The organism is Ruegeria sp. BHSB058 (assembly GCF_059613285.1).
The window spans coordinates 40,870-59,625 of record NZ_JBXWSF010000004.1; the positions used below are offsets into that span (position 1 = coordinate 40,870).

The following is an 18,756-nucleotide window of genomic DNA, read 5'->3' on the forward strand; positions in this document are numbered from 1 at the left end:
TTGCGTCCGGTTCTGCATGGGGACGTCAGTTCGGCGGCGCGGGCGCTGTTGCGGGCCGCGCCCGGCCTGCGTGAACGTCTGTGCCGCCGATTGATCCTGGAGGCGGAACTGGCCGACCGTCATGTGCGCAGAACCGGGCGGCTGCATCCGGTTTTCGGGAACGGGTCGCTGATGTCGGCGGCTCGCAAGCGGGTGCTGGCGGACGAGCCGGGTTTCGATGATCTGGAATATTGCTGTTGCTTTGAAACCGTGTTGCGGCACCTCGTTCGCCGTGGGATCAGCCAGAGGCGCAGCTGACGCATTTACTGGCCGCCGGATCGAGCTTGAGCCGCCCTGGCGTGATGTCGTCGCCGCAATCTTCGCAATAACCGAACTCTCCTTCTTCGATGCGTTGCAAGGCCGATCGTAAACGTCTTGTTTCAACATCACGCCGGGCTTGCTGTGCCTTGGCCATCGCCTGATTCTGCAATGCATCCATGCGGCTGAGGCGCCCAACTGCCTGTTGATCGAGTTCCACGATAGTGCATCGCGCCCGGCAACAGACCCTTGTTCCAGTTCCGCCAGTTTTTCGTGGATCAGGCATTCGAATTTGTGCAGTTCGGTCTCATTCATTTATGTTATGTCGCACTTCAAGGGTTTGCGTTTGGCGTTTTCCGCCTTAGATGGGTATTCTAGTCGGAGCAGAGGACGAAAAGCCATGGTCGAGACACGCAGAAAACTGACGCCCATCGATCCGGTCTGGAGCCGGATCACCACCGAAGCCCTTGGGGCAGTCGACAAGGAGCCGTTGATGGGCGGGCTGGTTCATGCCTGTATCCTGCATCACAAGAGCCTTGAGCGTGCGCTGTCCTATCGCGTATCGGCCAAGCTCTGCTCGAACGAGATGTCGATGATGGTTCTGCGTGAGATCGTGGACGAGGCCTATGAGGATGATCCCAGCCTGCTTGAGGCGGCACGCGCCGACCTGATGGCGGTTTTCGAGCGGGATCCGGCCTGCCACCGCCTGTTGCAACCGATTCTGTATTTCAAGGGCTATCAGGCCATGCAGGCCTACAGAGTCGCGCATTGGCTGTGGCGAAAGGGGCGCTTTGATCTGGCCTATTTCTTCCAGATGCGGTCATCCGAGATTTTCGGCATCGACATTCACCCGGCCGCAAAAATCGGCAAGGGGATCATGATCGACCACGCCCATTCCATCGTGATCGGGGAAACCGCGGTGGTCGGCGACAACGTGTCGATGTTGCACTCGGTGACGTTGGGCGGTACCGGCAAGGAAGAGGAAGACCGCCATCCCAAGATCGGTGATGGTGTTTTGATCGGGGCCGGGGCCAAGGTTCTGGGCAACATCAAGGTCGGTCGTTGCAGCCGCATCGCCGCCGGTTCTGTCGTGTTGCAAGAAGTGCCTCCTTGCACCACGGTGGCCGGTATCCCTGCCAAGATCGTGGGAGAGGCGGGGTGCGATCAGCCTTCGGTCAATATGGACCATATGCTGGGCAAAGATCAGTAGGTCGATTTGAACTAACAAAAAAGGCCGCTTCGATATTCGAGGCGGCCTTTCTTTTCGCGAGGTCGGTGTTGCTCACGCCAGCATGACCATCGGGTTTTCCAGATTGTCGACGATGGCTTGCAGTAGCTGCGCGCCAAGCGCGCCGTCGATGACCCGGTGGTCAACGGACATGGTGACAGACATCACCGTTGCCACGGTCAGCTCGCCATCATCCCCGACAACCGGTTTCTTGATGCCGGTGCCGACGGCCAGAATACCGGCATGGGGCGGGTTCACGATGGCGTCGAAATTGTCGATGCCGAACATGCCCAGGTTCGAGATGGCAAAGGTGCCGCCCTGATATTCATGCGGTGCCAGCTTGCGTTCGCGTGCGCGGGCGGCGAGGTCTTTCATCTCGGTCGAAAGGGCCGACAGGGATTTCATGTCAGCATCCTGCAGGACCGGCGTGAACAACCCGCCTTCGATTGCGACGGCAACAGCCACATCTGACGGTTTCAGTTGCAGCACCCGGTCACCTGCCCAGACGGCGTTACAGGCCGGAACCTGTTGCAACGCATTGGCGACGGCCTTGATGATGAAGTCGTTGACGCTCAGCTTGACGCCGCGGCCTTCGAGTTGCTTGTTCAGCTGCCCGCGGAATTTCAGCAGCGCATCCAGCTTGATATCGCGGCGCAGGTAGAAATGCGGGATGGTCTGTTTGGCCTCGCCCAGGCGTGCGGCAATGGTTTTGCGCATACCGTCGAGCTTGATTTCCTCGTACGGGCGACCTTCGTACATCCGCGCGACCATATCCGCCGATGGACCAGACGGAGCTGCTGGGGCAGCTGCGGGCGCGGCGGCGGCGGGAGCAGTGGCAGGGGCTGCCGCAGGTGCGGTAGCAGTTGCGCCTTCGACATCAACCTTGACAATGCGACCATGCGGGCCAGAACCGGCAATCTGCGTCAGGTCGAGACCTTTTTGCGCGGCAATCCGGCGGGCCAGAGGCGAGGCAAAAATCCGACCGCCATCTGCCTTGGCCGGAGCGGCCGGGGCAGGGGCGGGCGCCTCGGGTGCCGCTGGCGCGGCAGCCTCGTTGCCCGCGACGGCTGCGGGCGCAGCCGCCGGGGCCGCAGCCGGAGCCGTGCCAATGTCATCGGCGCTTTCGCCGTCTTCCAGCAGAACCGCGATGGCCGTGTTGACCTTGACCCCTTCGGTGCCCTCGGGGATCAGGATCTTGCCAATGGTGCCTTCGTCAACGGCCTCGAACTCCATCGTGGCCTTGTCGGTTTCGATCTCGGCCAGCAGGTCACCGGAGGAGACGGTGTCGCCTTCCTTGACCAGCCATTTGGCAAGCGTGCCTTCCTCCATCGTCGGGGACAGGGCGGGCATCAGAATTTCTGTAGGCATCTGTCTGTCGCTCCTTACCGGTAGGTCACTTGTTTGACGGCGGCGATCACCTCATCCGTGGTGATCAGGGCCAGCTTTTCGAGGTTCGCGGCATAGGGCATCGGAACGTCCTTGCCGGTGCAATTGATGACCGGCGCGTCGAGGTAATCAAACGCCTCCTGCATCACGACCGAGCTGATATAGCTGCCGACGGATCCCTGCGGCCAGCCTTCTTCCACTGTCACCAGACGGTTGGTCTTCATCACCGAGTTGATGATGGCGCCAGTGTCCATCGGGCGGATGGTGCGCAGGTCGATCACTTCGGCGCTGATGCCGTCTTCGGCCAGCTTGTCAGCAGCTTCCAGCGCGTATTGCATGCCGATGCCAAAGCTGACGATGGTCACGTCCGAGCCTTCGCGCCAGATGCGGGCCTTGCCCAGCGGAATGGTCAGGTCATCCACCTGCGGCACCTCAAAAGAGCGGCCGTAGAGGATTTCGTTTTCCAGGAACACGACCGGGTTGGGGTCGCGGATGGCCGATTTCAGCAGACCTTTGGCATCAGCCGCCGAATAGGGCATGACGACCTTCAGGCCGGGGATTTGCATGTACCATGCGGCATAGTCCTGGCTGTGCTGCGCGGCCACGCGGGCCGCGGCCCCGTTTGGCCCTCGGAACACGATGGGGCAACCCATCTGGCCGCCGGACATATAGAGCGTTTTGGCCGCAGAGTTGATGATCTGGTCAATCGCCTGCATGGCGAAGTTGAAGGTCATGAATTCGACAATTGGTTTCAGACCGCCAAAGGCCGAACCCACTGCGATACCGGCAAACCCATGTTCCGTGATCGGGGTATCGATCACGCGTTTGGAGCCAAACTCGTCCAGCAGACCCTGCGAGATTTTATAGGCCCCCTGATACTCGGCGACTTCCTCGCCCATCAGATAGACGTCTTCGTCGCCGCGCATTTCTTCGGCCATCGCGTCACGTAGAGCTTCGCGAACGGTCTGGGCTTTCATCGAGGCATCCGCGGGCCAGTCTGGCGACAGATCGACGACCGGCGCAGCCGGGGCCGATGCGGCAGGAGCGGGGGCAGGAGCTGCCGCTGGGGCGGCCTCGGTAACCGAGGCTGCTTCAGGGGCTGCCGACGGAAGGGCGGAAGCATCTTCGCCTTCTTCAACCAGAATTGCGATGGGGGTGTTGACCTTGACCCCTTCGGTGCCTTCTTCAATCAGAATTTTGCCGACAATGCCTTCATCGACCGCCTCGAATTCCATCGTCGCCTTGTCGGTTTCGATTTCGGCCATGATATCGCCCGAGGATACAGTGTCGCCTTCCTTGATCAGCCATTTGGCCAGCGTGCCCTCTTCCATCGTGGGCGAAAGGGCGGGCATGAGAATTTCGGTTGCCATGTCTTATGCGTCCTCTCAGGCGTAAATGTCGGTCCAGAGTTCGTCCACGGACGGCTCGGGGCTTTCTTTCGAGAATTCGGCGGCCTGATTTACGATCTCCTTGATTTCCTTGTCGATCGCCTTCAGGTCGTCCTCGGTCGCGTGCTTGCCGGTCAGCAGCAGTTCGCGCACATGTTCGATGGGGTCGCTTTGTTCACGGACCTTCTGAACCTCTTCGCGGGTGCGATATTTGGCCGGGTCCGACATCGAGTGGCCGCGATAGCGGTAGGTTTTGACCTCAAGAATATAGGGGCCCTTGCCGGCGCGGCAGTGGGCGACAGCCTTTTCGCCCGCTTCCTTGACAGCCAGCACATCCATGCCGTTGACGATTTCGCCGGGGATGCCAAACGCCTCGCCGCGATGGAAGATGTCCTTGGTCGAGGTCGAACGGGACTGTGCCGTACCCATGGCGTATTGGTTGTTCTCGATCACGAAAACCACCGGCAGGTTCCAGATGGCAGCCATGTTGAACGTCTCGTAAACCTGACCCTGGTTTGCCGCGCCATCACCAAAATAGGTAAAGGTCACGCGACCGTTGCCTTTGTATTTGTCGGCAAATGCCAGGCCCGCGCCCAGCGGCACTTGAGCACCGACGATGCCGTGGCCACCATAAAAATGTTTCTCTTTCGAGAACATGTGCATCGAGCCGCCCTTGCCTTTGGAAAGACCACCCTCGCGCCCGGTCAATTCGGCCATCACGCCGCCCGGATCCATGCCGCAAGCCAGCATGTGGCCGTGGTCGCGATAGGAGGTGATCCGCTTGTCGCCGTCTTCGGCCGCGGCTTCGAGACCGACAACAACGGCCTCTTGTCCGATGTAAAGGTGGCAGAACCCGCCGATCAAACCCATGCCATAAAGCTGACCCGCCTTTTCCTCGAATCGGCGGATCAGCAGCATCTCGCGGTAATAGGTTTTGAGCTCTTCTGCTGAAACATTTGATTTCTTTGTGGTTTTTCGCGCAGCCATCGTGGCGACCTCTCCCCTTCGGCAAGATAGTTTAGCGTTAAACTATTTCATAAAGCATTTCTCTCCCCCTGGCGAGGGGAAATGTGACGCAGCGTCCGGTCAAGTCTTGTTCTGCCGATTTCTTGACAAAAGTACGGTCACGTGCGCGTTTTTCGAGGTTTTTTCCTGCGGAGACCGATTTCAGTGAATGACGATTTCGTCCGCGCGCAGCAAACCCAGCACCGAGCGCGCCTGCTGATCCAGCAGATCGAGGTCAAGATAGGTATCCGACAAGCGCAGGGTCAGGTTTTCCATTTCGGTAATCTGATCCTCAAGCATCGCCAGATCGCGTGACAGGGCGTCCCGTTCCGCCGCAATTTCGACCCGTCGGAATAGCCCGTAATCACCTTGTACCGCCGCAAAGGTGAAATAAACACCCAACGCGAAGGCCACCGCGAAGAACAAAACTGTACCTAAACTGGGTCGACTGGAACGGGACACTCTGTTTTGCCGTATGATTTCTGCCTCAGGAAACGCGCCCTTTGCGAGCGTCTGCACTCAATATGTCACAGGTGATTCGGCTTGTGAATCCCAAAAATGCATTGAGATTCACGATTTGATTCCAAAGGGTAAGCCAAACGAAGATCAGTTATCCTGTTCCAGCGCAGCGACACCGGGCAGGGTTTTGCCTTCCATCCATTCAAGGAACGAACCGCCTGCGGTGGAGATATACGAGAAATCCCCGGCGGCCCCGGATGCGTTCAGCGCCGCGACAGTGTCACCGCCCCCCGCAACCGACGTCAGCTTGCCCGCACGGGTCAGGGCGGCCGCCTTCAGGGCCGCTGCGTTGGTTGCAGCGTCAAACGGTTCCAATTCGAAAGCGCCCAGCGGGCCGTTCCAGATCACCGTTTGACTTTGGTTGAAAATATCGATGATCGTGGCGACGCTGTCGGGTCCCGCATCCAGGATCAACCCGTCTTCGGGGCATTGATCGGCGGGAAGAACTTCATGCGGTGCGTGGGATTCGAACTTCTTGGCCACGACGATGTCACTGGGCAGGACAATCTTGCAGCCAGACGCCTCGGCCTTGGCAAGAATTTCAGCGGCGGTGTCTTTCATGATCCGTTCGGCCAGAGATTTTCCGACGTGATGGCCCTTGGCGACGAGGAAGGTATTGGCCATGCCGCCACCGATCACCAGATAATCCACCTTATCGATCAGGTTGCCTAGCAATTCCAGCTTGGTCGACACCTTGGCGCCGCCGACAACTGCCGTGACCGGGCGTTTTGGAGCACCAAGCGCACTTTCCAGTGCCTGCAACTCTGCCTGCATAAGGCGGCCTGCACAGGCGGGCAGCAGGCGGGCGATGGCCTCGGTCGAGGAATGGGCGCGGTGGGCCGCGGAAAACGCGTCGTTGCAATAGACGTCGCCCAGCCGCGCCATACCTGCGGCAAGGTCCGGGTCGTTCTTGGTTTCGGAGGCATGAAACCGGGTGTTTTCCAACAGCAGAACCTCTCCCGGTTGCAAGGATTCAGCGGCAAGCTCGGCAGCCGGGCCGATGCAATCGGCAGCGAAACGGACCTTGGTTTCAAAGGCGCGTTCCAGTGTCGGGACCAGTTGTTTCAGCGACAGGTTCTCGCGCCGTTCGCCGCCGGGGCGACCGAAATGGGCCAGCAGGATCGGACGGCCACCGGCAGCAAGGATGTCGCGCACGGTCGGAGCGATGCGGCGGATGCGAGTGGAGTCGGTCACCACGCCATCCACGATCGGTACGTTGATATCGACCCGCACCAGCACGCGCTTGCCGCTCAGATTCATGTCGTCAAGTGTCTTCCAGCCCATTTTGCCGCTCCGCTGATTGCATCCGGTTTGGGCGGTTCTTTTCCTGCATTTCGCGTCAAGGTCAATGCGTCACTTGGCATTCGCGCGCGTGGGGCTTAGGTATTCGCGCAATATCCATCGACAGGAGGGCCCAATGGCCGAGATCAAGGATCCCGAAAACACCATCATCATCGAGTTGAAGAACGGCAATGTGGTTATCGAACTGCTGCCTGATGTCGCCCCGCAACACAGCGGGCGGATGAAGGAGCTGGCGCGCGCCGGAGAATATGACAACGTGTGCTTTCACCGGGTAATCGACGGCTTCATGGCCCAGACAGGCGACGTTCAGCATGGCGATATGGAAGACGGGTTCAACATCCGCATGGCGGGAACGGGTGGGTCCTCTCTGCCGGATTTGCCGGCGGAGTTTTCCAAGCTGCCGCATGATCGCGGAACGCTGGGCGCGGCGCGTTCGGCCAACCCGAATTCGGCCAATTCGCAGTTTTTCATCAACTTCAAGGACAATCATTTCCTGAACGGCCAATACACGGTTTATGGTCGTGTGGTTGCCGGGATGGAGCATGTGGACGCAATCGTGCGTGGCGAGCCGCCCGCAAGCCCCGATCGCATGATCAGCGTCAAGGTGGCCGCCGATGCGTAAACTGACAGCCGTATTTGCCCTGTTGGCCAGCCCGGCCCTGGCCACCGGGCTTGAGATCGAGATCGAAGGTGAGGCCAATGGCACAATCACCATTGATCTGTTCGAGGACGTCGCTCCCAAGCACGTCGAACAGATCGCGGCACTGGCGGCAGACGGTCAATATGACGGGGTTGTGTTCCACCGCGTGATCGAGGGTTTCATGGCGCAGACCGGCGATGTGCAGCATGGCAAACTGGGCAGCGACATGCGCCGCGCGGGCACTGGTGCGTCGGACCGGCCGGACCTTGCGGCCGAGTTTTCGGACATCACTTATGATCGGGGCATTGTTGGCATGGCGCGGGCGCAGGATCCGAACAGCGCCAATTCGCAGTTCTTCATCATGTTCGCGCCGGGTCCGTTCCTGGACGGCCAGTACACCGTCGTGGGTAAAGTCACGGATGGCATGGATGTGGTCGATGCCATCAAGCGCGGCGAAGGCCCCAATGGTGCTGTGATCGGGCAGCCCGATGTCATGAAAAAGGTCACCGTCACCGAGTGACGGCGCGCCCGGCGCGGAAAACCTCTGCGCCGGGCTCCCGCACATTGCATCACGTCTGTGTGCGCTGGGGTGGCTTTGCGAACGTGTCGCGCTCAGTATTGAGCATCTGGCGGGAGCAAGCCGCATGCGTGTTCTTTCGATCGCAATTGCCGTTTTCCTGGCCGCACAAGTGTGGGCCAGTCCCGAGTTCTGGCGGACTGAATGGCCCGAAACCGACTTCAACCGTACAAGCGTGCGAAACTGGTCCGAGATTCAGTCAGGCGGCCCGCCCAAGGACGGGATACCGGCGATTGACGAACCTGCGTTTAAGGTCGTCAGCGAGGAAACCCGGATCAGTTCCCGCGAGCCGGTAATCACGGTCGAGATCGACGGCCAAGGGCCTAGGGCCTACCCGATCCGCTATCTGATCTGGCATGAGATCGTGAATGACCGGATCGGAAGTGTTCCGGTCGCGGTTACCTATTGTCCGCTTTGCAACTCGGCGATTACCTTTGATCGCAGGACGGCAAGTGGCGAGCTGAGTTTTGGTGTCAGCGGCAAACTGCGGTTCTCGGACATGGTGATGTATGACCGCCAAACCCAAAGCTGGTGGCAACAGGCGGTGGGTGAGGCGATCGTGGGGCAACTGACCGGGACCCGGCTGAAAACCCTGCCATCCTGGATGGAAAGCTGGCAGGACTTTTCCACCCGCAACCCGGATGGGTTGGTCATGGCCGAGCCGGAATACAGCCGGTCATATGGGCGCAATCCTTATCGTGGCTATGACGGGTCGCGCAAACCGTTCCTGTATTCCGGCGAGATGCCACCGCATGGCATCCACCCTCTGGAACGCGTCGTGCGGGTTGGAAATCTAGCCTGGCCCATGAAGCGGCTCAGCGAGGAGGCTGACGTGAAAGAGGCGGGTGTGCGCATAACATGGAAGGCCGGTCAGGCCTCGGCACTGGATACGGGCCTCATTCGCAATGGGCGTGATGTGGGATCGATCCGCGTTCGCGACGGGCAGGGACGTGATGTGCCCCATGATGTCATGTTCGCCTTTGCCTTCCATGCTTTCTGGCCGAACGGGCAATGGATGCTAGGGCGATGAACCGCGCAGTGTTCAGGCCGCAAGCGCGACAAGTTCCGCCAGCCCGGTCAGCCCGATAAGGAAGGCCGAAATCATTTTGAGCATCGGCATGTTCCGGGATTTGATCCCCTTGCCCATATTCGTCTCGGCCATGTCCGGAGAGAGGTCGGCGATCAGGTTGATGATATCGTCCAGCGCAGTACCGCCAGCGAGGATGCCATAAGCCGTAGTTACGATCACCAGCATGGCCAGCGCAGGCGAAAAGCCCTGTGGCCCGAAATGAATGATCGTCGCCAATGCAATGAACGAGAATATGGTCGTTTGCATGATCCTGAAATAATGGGTCTGTCGTGCCAGGGAATAGGTGGCGCGCAATTCCGGTGTCATCATGATTTCCCCCTCCAAAATACAATGCTGAAACCCGGGCATGATATCACGCGGGAACCTGAATCGGAAATGTGTTCGAGCGTTCGGCGTACGGAACTGACCCATATACCAGGGGCGGGCCGGAGACGTTCATGAAAAACGCCGCCCGATGAGGCGGCGTTTGTAAGGTGTCGCGCAATCTTTCAGTCGTCGGTTGAGACAGCTTTCCAGATCAGGCCGCCGATTGCGCCTCCGATTAGCGGAGCTACCCAGAACATCCAGAGTTGGGCCAGCGCTGGTCCGTCGGCAAACAGCGCCACACCGGTCGACCGCGCCGGGTTGACCGAAGTGTTGGTGACGGGAATTGAAACCAGATGAATCAGCGTCAGGCCGAGACCGATGGCGATCGGCGCAAACCCGGCTGGGGCGCCCTTGGACGTTGCCCCTAGAATGATGAACAGGAAAAAGGCGGTCATCACGACCTCGGTCACAAATCCGGACATCATCGAATATCCACCGGGCGAAGCACTGCCATAGCCATTTGACGCAAATCCGCCGACGCCGGTGAAATCGGGCGCGCCAGAGACAATCATATACAGAACGACCGCCGCAACGATTGCACCCACGACCTGGGCAATCCAGTAGGGGATCAGGTCTTTCGCCTCGAACCGGCCCGCGATCATCAGGCCAAGGCTGACGGCAGGATTGAAATGCCCACCCGAGATATGGCCGACGGCAAAGGCCATGGTCAGTACGGTCAGGCCAAAGGCCAGCGCCACGCCCAGCCAGCCGATGCCAACGTCTGCGACACCTGCTGCAAGAACTGCGCTGCCGCACCCGCCCAGAACCAGCCAGAACGTGCCAAAAAATTCCGCTAAAAGCTTTGAAGACATCCAACGTTCCTCCCAAAGTTGAATGCATGATAGTAGGCAGGCATTTGTTTCAATTGGAAGAAAAATGTTCAGCAATCCGCTTGCAGCGTGAAGCCGTCTTTCAACTAAAAACGCCCCGGGGCTTCCCGAGGCGCTCAAAGGTCGTAATTTCAGCCGAATTACTGGCTGACTTCAGCTGTTGCCGCGGCTGGATTGCCGGCGCCCTTGTTGCCGGAACGACCGGGGTTCAGCGGGTCGTCCTGACGCTGCACCGAGCCCTCGAAATGGGCACCGCTTTCGATTGCGATTGTCTTGTGAATGATGTCGCCTTCGACCCGTGCGGTCGAGGTCAGGCGCACTTTCAGTCCACGGACGCGGCCCACGATGCGGCCATTGACCACGACATCGTCAGCCGTGACTTCACCCTTGATTGTGGCCGTTTCGCCAATGGTCAACAGGTGGGCGCGAATGTCGCCTTCGACCGTGCCTTCGACCTGAATGTCGCCGGTGGTCTTGATGTTGCCGGTGATATGAAGATCCGACGACAGCACCGATGCGGGCGGCTTTGGCTTGGGCGCGCTTGCCTTGGTTTCTGCAGGTGCCGGGCTTGGCGGTGTCGATGGAGTTGCGGGCTTGGCCGCTTCGGGTGCCTTGGATGCCGGCTCGTTGATTTTGCTCTTAGAAAACATTTCTCGCAGCCTTGATGTAAGTCATTGGATTCACGGGTTTCCCGTTCACGCGCACCTCATAGTGCAGATGTGTGCCGGTCGACCGTCCGGTGCTACCCATATCAGCTATATGATCCCCGCGCGAGACCCTTTGTCCGACCTTGACGCGGATAGACGTGTTATGAGCGTAAAGTGTCTCGATTCCGAAAGCGTGTTTGATCTTCACAAGCCGTCCAAAACCTGATTGCCAGCCAGCATGAGTGACAACGCCATCCGCGGTGGCAAAGATATCGGTGCCGTGTGAGCCTGCGAAATCCGACCCGTTATGCATGCGCTTACCGCCGGATTTCGGATCCCGGCGATAGCCATAGCCGCTGGTATACCGAACTGCGGAATGAACCGGACTGGCGAAAGGCGCCTTTTCGGCCGCGATGCGGTAAAGATTGAGCTGGTCCATCTGCTCTAGCAAATTGTTGGCGCGAATCTCGTCGGCGGTCGGTTCTTCACCGCGCGTGCTGAACGACAAAGGGGTCAGCGGACCGCCCATACCGCTATAGCCGCGTCGAACCTCTTCGAGGATGCGGTCAGTGGGCATACCCGCCTGCCGGAACATCTTGTCCAGCGGTTCGACCGAGATGGCCATTGCCTCTTCGAGTTGACGGAAAATCTGGTCGCTGCGTTCGCGCATAAGCTGAATTTCCAGTTCCAGATCGTCGCGTTGATCCAAAGCCGACTGTGCGTTGGCCTCAATCAGATCGCGCTCCTGCGCGGTTCGCAACAAAGCTTCGGACATGAACGCCATCTGAACAGGGGCCGACGCGGCCAGCTTTGCACTGGCCGCGTCTTCGCCTGTATTCTGCTCGAGATTTGCCAGCGCCAAACGGGCCACTTCGCGCTGCTTCATGGTTTCACGCAAAGTGGTCTGGATCACTTCGATCCCGGTTTCCAACTCGCGCCGCCGGTTTTCGGATTTCAGCAGTTCCGATTGCATTGCTGAAACCTGTTCGAGGGCCGCGTTGAACCGTTGGTGCGCTGCCAGGGCTTCTTCGGCGCGCATATCCCGTTCTTGTGACAGGATGTTGAGCCTTTCCTGGTATGTCGCCTGGTCTCTTTTTGCCTGCTCTCGGAAATTGCCTGATCCGATGCTGTCCATCAGGATGATGGCCGTGGCCACGATGGTCCAGGCAAGCGTCAGGGTGACGCCGGAAAATGCGATGATCTGAGTTTCCGGCCGCAACCGGATGAAGCGCGTATCGTTGTCCGATTTGAGGAACACTCTGCGCTCGGGAAAATGTTTCTCAAGCAGAGCGTGAATTCTGATCGTCAGACGTGTCCGCACGCGCCTTTCCTCTTTTCATCCCCTGTGAAGGAACAGATCGAGAGTGGATACGACCGTCCCTTGGGGCGCTTGCATAGCGAGGTGAGGCGATTGGGGCAAGTTTGTTAACCAGTCGGTCGAAAAACGAAGAAGAAACACGCTTGGGATGAGCGGGTTCTTGCCGATCTCGGGTGTCCGAAAGGTCTAGATGATCGTCTTTCCCGGGGGCGGCAGTTCATCTGCCAAGGGCCAGTAGAAATCGGGTGGCAGCCCCGCCTCGGCGCGTTTTTCTTCGTTGAAAGGGGGTTTTAGCGCCCCGTGGAAATAGCGCCGCACGAGCTGGTGGAACACCTCTTTGGGATCGGTGTTTTGCCGCCCGCAAAGAAAATGGAACCATTTTGACCCATAGGCCACATGGCCGACCTCTTCGGCATAGATCACTTCCAGCGCATCAATGGCTTTCTGCACCCTGGCTTTGCGGAAAATGTCAATCATTCCGGGGGTTACATCCAGACCGCGGGCTTCGAGCACCATCGGAACCACGGCCAGACGCCCCATCAGATCTTCTGCCGTGTCCTCGGCCGCGCGCCACATCCCGGCATGTGCGGGCAAAGCGCCATAGTGGCTGCCCATCGAGTCCAGACATTCGCAAACCAGCTCAAAGTGGCGTGATTCCTCGGCGGCGCATTTTACCCAGTCGTCATAAAATCCGACTGGCATCGGGATGTGCCCGAAGCGGGCAATGATATCCCAATGCAGGTCCACTGCGTTAAGCTCGATATGCGCAACGGCATGCAAAAGCGCGATCCGACCAGCCTCGGATCCGGGTCTCCGCTTGGGAACATCTCGCGGCGACAGAAGCTCCGGGCGATCAGGACGGGCCGGATGCAGCGGAGGAGACGCCGTGCCGATATCGATTGCCGGAGCGTTCCCGGCGCGAAAGGCGAACCACGCCGCAGCATGTTTCTGCGACAGGGCGGTCTTGGCGTGCCCATCCGCTGTGGTCAGAACCTGGGTTGCCATTTCAGTCAGAGTCAGGGGCACGTCTTTTTGCTCCATTCGCAATGCGCAAGGATTGGCTCAAGTCAGGTTGCGGACAGCTTGCAGCACTTCTTCGACATGGCCGGGCACCTTCACCTTTCGCCAGATTTGCGCGATTTGCCCTTGCGGATCGATCAGAAATGTCGAGCGTTCGATGCCCATGGATTTTTTACCGTACATGTTCTTTTCCACCCAGACGCCATAATCCTCGCATACGGTCGATCCTTCATCAGATAAAAGCGGGGTGGTCAGGCTGTGCTTGGCGACAAACTTGTCATGTTTGGCCACGCTATCGCGGGAAATCCCGAACACTTTTGCGCCCGCATCGGCAAACTCCTGCAAAAGCTCGGAAAATCCAATGGATTCCTTGGTGCAGCCCGGAGTATCATCACGGGGGTAGAAAAACAGAACCACGGCAGTGCCACGCAGGGCTGACAACGTGACTTCTCCGCCGCCGTCACGGGGCAGGGTGAATTCGGGAGCGGGATCGGATATTTCGGGCATGAGTATTCTCCGGCGGAAATCAGTGCATGTTGCTCAACATATTAGGCCGGGACGGGCAAGTTGAAAGACGCCGAGGTACACAAAGGCGAATCCGAAAAACCGGAAGGCGGGAGTAACAAGCCCGCTCGTCACCGTTCACGCAGGCGCAAGGCCGCAGTGTGGGCAATGCGTGGAAGCTTCGTTCTGATCGTTCTGGCCGTGATCTCGGCGCTTATGGTTGTCGGACAGACAATGCACGCGCCGCAATGGCTGCGGGACCGCGTCGAGCAACGTCTGGAACAGGTCACCGGCGGTCTGCAGATCAAGTTCGGGGATGTAAGTTTCATCATTCACGAGGGCTGGCGACCGCGTCTGAGGCTGCGGGATGTGACCCTGAGCGACAGTGAGGGGCACCAAATCGCGCAACTGTCCGACATGCGTGCGAGCCTCGCGATGCGCCCGTTGTTGCGCGGGGAAATTCGCCCCAAACGCATTATGATGAGTGGAGCGAATATCGTTCTGCAACGCGAAAAGAGCGGCCAATTGTCCTTGATCGTTGGTCAAAACAGCGCCCCCGTGGAACGAGCGCCCAGTATCAGGGAGCTGATCGAAGAAGCCGACACCCTGTTTCTGTCACCGACATTGTCCGCGCTGACCTCGTTCGAATTGGACGCGATTACGCTGCACTACAGCGATCTTCGCCAGAACAGATCGTGGACAATGGACGGCGGGCGCATCCAGATCACGCGCGGCGCCGATGAAATCCGCATCGCGACCGGCTTTTCGCTTTTGGGCGGGCGTGATTATGCAAGTACCGTCGAGCTCAACTATACTAGCAAGCTGGGTTCGCCCGAGGCAAGTTTCGGTGTCAGCGTCACCGATCTGCCGGCCGAAGACATTGCGGTGCAAAGCCCGGTCCTGGCCTGGCTGCAAGTATTGCGCGCGCCGCTGTCTGGCGCGTTGCGTGGCAGCGTCGGGGCAGACGGAACATTGGACCCGGTCTTTGCGACGTTGCAGATCGCCAAGGGCGTCCTGCAGCCCAATCCCGAAGTGCGTCCCATTCCATTCGACACCGCCCGGACATATTTCTCTTATGACCCCAAACGGCAGTTTCTGGATTTCAGCGAGATTTCCATTGTCTCGCCGTGGGGGTCTGCCATGATCGACGGCCGTGCGGATCTTGAGGGTGTGGAATCCGGCCAACTGAACAGCTTTACCGCACAGTTCCGGTCGTCGGGGATCAAGGTCAACCCGGCCGGAGTATATGCCGAAGCACTGGAATTGTCAGGCGCGGCGATCGATTTTCAATTGAAACTTGCGCCTTTCGAATTGCGGATCGGGCAACTGGTTGTCGAGGACAAGGACCGCCGTTTGCAAGCCTTCGGGAACCTGAAAGGATTGCCGAATGGATGGGGCGTGGATCTGGATGCGCAACTGGATCATCTGACGCCCGCACAATTGTTGCAATACTGGCCGGAAAAAGCCGCTATCAAGCCTCGCGAATGGGTGTCGGAAAACCTGTTGGATGGGCGGTTGGAAGATCTCGATCTTGCCGTCAGGCTAAAGCCCGGATCGCCCCCGGACCTTTATGCCGATTTCGACTACAAGGACGCCACGATCAAATTTGCCAAGACCCTTCCGCCTATCGTCGATGCCCAGGGGCAGGCCAGTTTGGTGGGGCGCAGGTTTACGGTTACCGCCCAGCGGGGGCGGGTGGTTCCGGATCAGGGCGGTGCGATCGATGCGGCAGGTACGTCCTTTATCATTCCGGACATCGGCATCAAGAAAGCTGCGCCGGGTATTGCTCGAATTCGCGCTCACGGCAGCGCCACGGCGGCGCTTTCATTGTTGGACCTCCCACCATTGGAAGTCATGACCAAAGCCGACCTGCCTGTGGATCTGGCGCAAGGTCTGGTGGATTTGGAGGGAACGCTGGCCCTGCCTTTGCGGGACGGCGTCGAGCTGGAGGATATGGAATTTCACTATACCGGTGATCTGGGTAATGTGAGCAGCGACAAGCTTGTTCCCGGTATCAAGGTGCGCGCTGACCGTCTCGACCTTGCTGGGGATCAGACGCAAGTCTCGATCTCGGGGGAGGGGTATTTCGGGTCGGTTCCGATGCGGGGTCGCTGGACACAGTCCATTGGCGGTTCCACGCCGGAACAAAGCCAGTTGGTGGGCCAGATCGAGTTGTCGCCACGGTTGATGGCCGAAATCAAGGCGGGGCTTCCGGACGGGATGTTAACTGGCAAAGGCAACGCGGAGGTGACCGTTGACCTGGGAGGTGGTGAAGCTCCGAGGCTGACGGCACAGTCTGATCTGGTCGGGGTAGGGCTTGCAATTCCGGAACTGGGCTGGCGCAAGGCTCCGGACACTTCCGGGGCGCTTTCCATGAAAGCTGTCTTGGGTGCGGGGATGAACGTGGACGAATTAAAAGTCGATGCGGCGGGGTTGCAGACGACCGGAACCATTTCGTTCACCAATCAGTCTCAGATGGATCGCGTGCGGCTTTCTTCCTTTGAAATAGACGACTGGTTGTCGATCCCTGTGGAGTTGGTGAGCCGAGGAAATCAGGCGCCCGACATTCGCATTCTTGGCGGTCGAATGGATATGAGAACCGCCACTTTCGGCTCTGGTGGTACTGGTGGAACGGCCGCTGTGGGCGGTAGTGGCCCGGATCTGGAAGTACGGCTCGACAGGTTGCAGATTACCGACACGATTGCCTTGACTGGGTTTCAGGGCGGCTTCAGCACGTCTGGAGGGCTTGGCGGAACTTTCACAGCGCAAGTCAATGGCGGAACATCGGTTTCGGGGCAATTGGTGCCCCGGGCAGATCGCAGCAGTATCATTCTGCAGTCGGCGGATGCCGGCGGGGTCATGCGGTCTTCGGAAATTCTGACGCAGGCGCATGGGGGCAACTTTCGCCTTACTCTCGAACCGGTTCAGGCCTCTGGACACTATGATGCCGTACTGAGAATTACAGATACCCGGGTCAAGGACGCCCCGGCTATGGCGGCTTTGCTTAATGCAATCAGCCTGGTTGGTCTCTTGGATGAAATGACGGGGCAGGGAATATATTTCACTGGCATCGACAGTCAGATGCGGATTTCACCGTCCGAGGTCACGGTGCTGAGAGGTAGTGCGGTTGGCCCGTCCATCGGGCTTTCATTTGACGGAAAGGTGGATACAGAGCGCCGCTGGCTGGATTTGCAGGGGGCAGTGACGCCGGTTTACCTGCTGAATGCGATCGGCAGTGTTCTGACCCGCAAGGGCGAGGGTGTGTTCGCATTCAACTATACACTGAGCGGCCCGCTATCCGATCCGAAAGTGGGCGTAAATCCCTTGTCCGGACTGGCTCCTGTCTTTTTGCGAAACCTTTTGCGCACACCGCCACCAGCCTTGCCGGATGACGCGAGTGAACTGCTGACCCCCGAGAACGAGGCGGCAGAGAAGCCAACGAAACGCTTGCAAGGCAGCGATCGATGAAGTGGGTGATGGTCGAATCCTTTTGGGCAAGATAAAGCGCGCGCATGAAACTGAGCGACTTTGATTTCCACCTGCCCGAAGACCTGATCGCCACCCGCCCGGCCAGCCCGCGTTCTTCTGCGCGTTTGCTGGTGGCAGAGGCCGATCGGATCACGGATTCCACAGCCATTCATCTGCCGGACTGGTTGCGACCGGGAGACCGGTTGGTGCTGAATGACACGCGGGTTATCCCGGCTCGGCTCAGCGGGCGTCGGCACAGGCAAAGCTCGCAAGGCCCGGTTTCGGCCGCGATAGAGGCGACGTTGCTTGACCCTCAGGCCGAGGGCACGTGGGCAGCGCTGATTAAGCCACTGAAGAAAGTGAAACTCGGTGAGGAGATAGTCTTTTCCGACAGGCTCAGCGCCATTCTGGAGCGAGTAGACGAGGGGCAGGCTTTTTTGCGCTTCAACCTCGCGGGAGAAAACTTTGACCGCGCGTTGGAAGAGGCGGGCGCAATGCCCTTGCCGCCCTATATCGCCGCGAAACGGCCCGCAGACGAGCAGGACAAGACGGACTACCAAACCATCTGGGCCCGGCATTCCGGAGCGGTGGCGGCCCCGACAGCCTCGCTGCATTTCGACGATGCGCTGATGCAGGCGCTAAGAGACAAGGGGATAGCGTTCACTCATGTCACTTTGCATGTGGGGGCCGGAACCTTTTTGCCGGTGAAAGTCGAGGATGTGACCACCCACAGGATGCACGCGGAATGGGGGCGGGTCAGTGCGCAGGCGGTCGACGAGATCCGGGCCACCAAGGCGGCGGGCGGTCGGGTCATTCCGGTTGGCACAACCGCGCTGCGACTCATCGAAAGTGCCGCGCGAAGCGGAGAAATCGAACCCTGGGAAGGTGAGACGGACATCTTCATCTACCCTGGATTCGAATTTCACGTCGCGGATGCCTTGATGACCAATTTTCACCTGCCCAAATCGACTTTGCTGATGTTGGTTTCAGCCCTGATGGGGCGTGATCGAATGCAGCGTGTTTACGCCCACGCAATCGAAACGAAATACCGGTTCTTTTCCTACGGGGATGCGTCGCTTTTGTTCCCCTGAATGGCGTGTTCCAAAGCGCAATTTCGGCAAATGTTGTCGAAAAGCGCCTACAAATGATATCTGCGTGGACACTAACGCGA

General features: G+C 59.0%; 18 protein-coding genes and 1 pseudogene. 7 read left to right on the forward strand and 12 right to left on the reverse strand.

Annotated elements, in window-relative coordinates:
* Window positions 1-297 carry a DUF7742 family protein gene (locus AC2FNB_RS01755; protein ID WP_496744087.1) on the forward strand — a complete coding sequence of 99 codons (297 nt, stop codon included), beginning with the start codon at window positions 1-3 and terminating at the stop codon, window positions 295-297.
* Here the strand turns inward: AC2FNB_RS01755 and AC2FNB_RS01760 are convergent.
* Window positions 278-612 (reverse strand): annotated as a pseudogene (locus AC2FNB_RS01760) (TraR/DksA family transcriptional regulator). The gene AC2FNB_RS01755 and the pseudogene AC2FNB_RS01760 overlap by 20 nt on opposite strands.
* An 85-nt stretch (window positions 613-697) precedes the next feature.
* Here AC2FNB_RS01760 and cysE point away from each other — a divergent pair.
* Window positions 698-1,507, forward strand: a complete 810-nt coding sequence (gene cysE, locus AC2FNB_RS01765; protein ID WP_480748324.1) for a serine O-acetyltransferase — start codon at window positions 698-700, stop codon at window positions 1,505-1,507.
* Between the two features lie 72 nt (window positions 1,508-1,579).
* Here the strand turns inward: cysE and AC2FNB_RS01770 are convergent, their stop codons facing one another.
* From AC2FNB_RS01770 to AC2FNB_RS01790, 5 genes are all read right to left on the reverse strand, one after another.
* Window positions 1,580-2,893, reverse strand: coding sequence for a pyruvate dehydrogenase complex dihydrolipoamide acetyltransferase (locus tag AC2FNB_RS01770; protein ID WP_496744089.1), 1,314 nt, complete (start codon window positions 2,891-2,893; stop codon window positions 1,580-1,582).
* 14 nt (window positions 2,894-2,907) lie between these two features.
* Window positions 2,908-4,281: a pyruvate dehydrogenase complex E1 component subunit beta gene (locus tag AC2FNB_RS01775; protein ID WP_496744091.1), complete on the reverse strand. Its 1,374-nt coding sequence runs from the start codon at window positions 4,279-4,281 to the stop codon at window positions 2,908-2,910.
* Between the two features lie 15 nt (window positions 4,282-4,296).
* A complete protein-coding gene (pdhA, locus tag AC2FNB_RS01780; RefSeq protein WP_496744093.1) occupies window positions 4,297-5,286 on the reverse strand; it encodes a pyruvate dehydrogenase (acetyl-transferring) E1 component subunit alpha in 990 nt (329 codons plus the stop codon).
* A gap of 180 nt (window positions 5,287-5,466) precedes the next feature.
* The gene (locus AC2FNB_RS01785) at window positions 5,467-5,766 is read right to left on the reverse strand and encodes an FtsB family cell division protein (protein ID WP_496744095.1); all 300 of its coding nucleotides are present in this window, start codon (window positions 5,764-5,766) and stop codon (window positions 5,467-5,469) included.
* Between the two features lie 144 nt (window positions 5,767-5,910).
* A complete protein-coding gene (locus AC2FNB_RS01790) occupies window positions 5,911-7,107 on the reverse strand; it encodes a phosphoglycerate kinase (protein WP_496744097.1) in 1,197 nt (398 codons plus the stop codon).
* Between the two features lie 133 nt (window positions 7,108-7,240).
* Between AC2FNB_RS01790 and AC2FNB_RS01795 the strand changes: the two genes are divergently transcribed.
* The 3 genes from AC2FNB_RS01795 (at window position 7,241) to AC2FNB_RS01805 (ending at window position 9,372) form a co-directional block, all read left to right on the forward strand.
* Window positions 7,241-7,747, forward strand: coding sequence for a peptidylprolyl isomerase (locus tag AC2FNB_RS01795; RefSeq protein ID WP_480748332.1), 507 nt, complete (start codon window positions 7,241-7,243; stop codon window positions 7,745-7,747).
* Window positions 7,740-8,285: a peptidylprolyl isomerase gene (locus AC2FNB_RS01800; RefSeq protein WP_496744099.1), complete on the forward strand. Its 546-nt coding sequence runs from the start codon at window positions 7,740-7,742 to the stop codon at window positions 8,283-8,285. Before AC2FNB_RS01795 ends, AC2FNB_RS01800 begins: the two co-directional genes overlap by 8 nt.
* Window positions 8,286-8,409: 124 nt before the next feature.
* Window positions 8,410-9,372, forward strand: a complete 963-nt coding sequence (locus AC2FNB_RS01805; RefSeq protein ID WP_496744100.1) for a DUF3179 domain-containing protein — start codon at window positions 8,410-8,412, stop codon at window positions 9,370-9,372.
* A gap of 12 nt (window positions 9,373-9,384) precedes the next feature.
* Here AC2FNB_RS01805 and AC2FNB_RS01810 read toward each other — a convergent pair whose 3' ends face one another.
* The 6 genes from AC2FNB_RS01810 to AC2FNB_RS01835 all read right to left on the reverse strand — a co-directional run bounded on the left by AC2FNB_RS01810 (window position 9,385) and on the right by AC2FNB_RS01835 (window position 14,120).
* Complete coding sequence (locus tag AC2FNB_RS01810; RefSeq protein WP_496744102.1) at window positions 9,385-9,741, reverse strand: hypothetical protein; 357 nt, start codon at window positions 9,739-9,741, stop codon at window positions 9,385-9,387.
* 179 nt (window positions 9,742-9,920) lie between these two features.
* Entirely contained in the window at window positions 9,921-10,610 is a 690-nt protein-coding gene (gene aqpZ, locus AC2FNB_RS01815) for an aquaporin Z (RefSeq protein WP_496744104.1), read from the reverse strand.
* A gap of 158 nt (window positions 10,611-10,768) precedes the next feature.
* Entirely contained in the window at window positions 10,769-11,278 is a 510-nt protein-coding gene (locus AC2FNB_RS01820) for a bactofilin family protein (RefSeq protein WP_480748337.1), read from the reverse strand.
* The gene (locus tag AC2FNB_RS01825) at window positions 11,268-12,596 is read right to left on the reverse strand and encodes a DUF5930 domain-containing protein (protein ID WP_496744106.1); all 1,329 of its coding nucleotides are present in this window, start codon (window positions 12,594-12,596) and stop codon (window positions 11,268-11,270) included. Before AC2FNB_RS01825 ends, AC2FNB_RS01820 begins: the two co-directional genes overlap by 11 nt.
* A 183-nt stretch (window positions 12,597-12,779) precedes the next feature.
* Window positions 12,780-13,634, reverse strand: coding sequence for a ferritin-like domain-containing protein (locus AC2FNB_RS01830; protein WP_496744108.1), 855 nt, complete (start codon window positions 13,632-13,634; stop codon window positions 12,780-12,782).
* A gap of 21 nt (window positions 13,635-13,655) precedes the next feature.
* A complete protein-coding gene (locus AC2FNB_RS01835; RefSeq protein WP_480748340.1) occupies window positions 13,656-14,120 on the reverse strand; it encodes a peroxiredoxin in 465 nt (154 codons plus the stop codon).
* A gap of 165 nt (window positions 14,121-14,285) precedes the next feature.
* Here AC2FNB_RS01835 and AC2FNB_RS01840 point away from each other — a divergent pair, with 165 nt between their 5' ends.
* Entirely contained in the window at window positions 14,286-17,585 is a 3,300-nt protein-coding gene (locus tag AC2FNB_RS01840; RefSeq protein WP_496744110.1) for a YhdP family protein, read from the forward strand.
* 44 nt (window positions 17,586-17,629) lie between these two features.
* Entirely contained in the window at window positions 17,630-18,676 is a 1,047-nt protein-coding gene (gene queA, locus AC2FNB_RS01845) for a tRNA preQ1(34) S-adenosylmethionine ribosyltransferase-isomerase QueA (RefSeq protein WP_496744112.1), read from the forward strand.
* Window positions 18,677-18,756 lie beyond the last annotated feature (80 nt).

Bases quoted from the DNA above. Each gene is read 5' to 3' on its own strand.
- AC2FNB_RS01775 (WP_496744091.1), bottom strand. From the start codon at position 4,281: ATGGCAACCGAAATTCTCATGCCCGCCCTTTCGCCCACGATGGAAGAG.
- AC2FNB_RS01810 (WP_496744102.1), bottom strand. From the start codon at position 9,741: ATGATGACACCGGAATTGCGCGCCACCTATTCCCTGGCACGACAGACC.
- cysE (WP_480748324.1), top strand. From the start codon at position 698: ATGGTCGAGACACGCAGAAAACTGACGCCCATCGATCCGGTCTGGAGC.
- AC2FNB_RS01830 (WP_496744108.1), bottom strand. From the start codon at position 13,634: ATGGAGCAAAAAGACGTGCCCCTGACTCTGACTGAAATGGCAACCCAG.
- aqpZ (WP_496744104.1), bottom strand. From the start codon at position 10,610: ATGTCTTCAAAGCTTTTAGCGGAATTTTTTGGCACGTTCTGGCTGGTT.
- pdhA (WP_496744093.1), bottom strand. From the start codon at position 5,286: ATGGCTGCGCGAAAAACCACAAAGAAATCAAATGTTTCAGCAGAAGAG.
- AC2FNB_RS01770 (WP_496744089.1), bottom strand. From the start codon at position 2,893: ATGCCTACAGAAATTCTGATGCCCGCCCTGTCCCCGACGATGGAGGAA.
- AC2FNB_RS01820 (WP_480748337.1), bottom strand. From the start codon at position 11,278: ATGTTTTCTAAGAGCAAAATCAACGAGCCGGCATCCAAGGCACCCGAA.
- AC2FNB_RS01800 (WP_496744099.1), top strand. From the start codon at position 7,740: ATGCGTAAACTGACAGCCGTATTTGCCCTGTTGGCCAGCCCGGCCCTG.
- AC2FNB_RS01835 (WP_480748340.1), bottom strand. From the start codon at position 14,120: ATGCCCGAAATATCCGATCCCGCTCCCGAATTCACCCTGCCCCGTGAC.
- AC2FNB_RS01790 (WP_496744097.1), bottom strand. From the start codon at position 7,107: ATGGGCTGGAAGACACTTGACGACATGAATCTGAGCGGCAAGCGCGTG.
- AC2FNB_RS01805 (WP_496744100.1), top strand. From the start codon at position 8,410: ATGCGTGTTCTTTCGATCGCAATTGCCGTTTTCCTGGCCGCACAAGTG.
- AC2FNB_RS01840 (WP_496744110.1), top strand. From the start codon at position 14,286: ATGCGTGGAAGCTTCGTTCTGATCGTTCTGGCCGTGATCTCGGCGCTT.
- queA (WP_496744112.1), top strand. From the start codon at position 17,630: ATGAAACTGAGCGACTTTGATTTCCACCTGCCCGAAGACCTGATCGCC.
- AC2FNB_RS01795 (WP_480748332.1), top strand. From the start codon at position 7,241: ATGGCCGAGATCAAGGATCCCGAAAACACCATCATCATCGAGTTGAAG.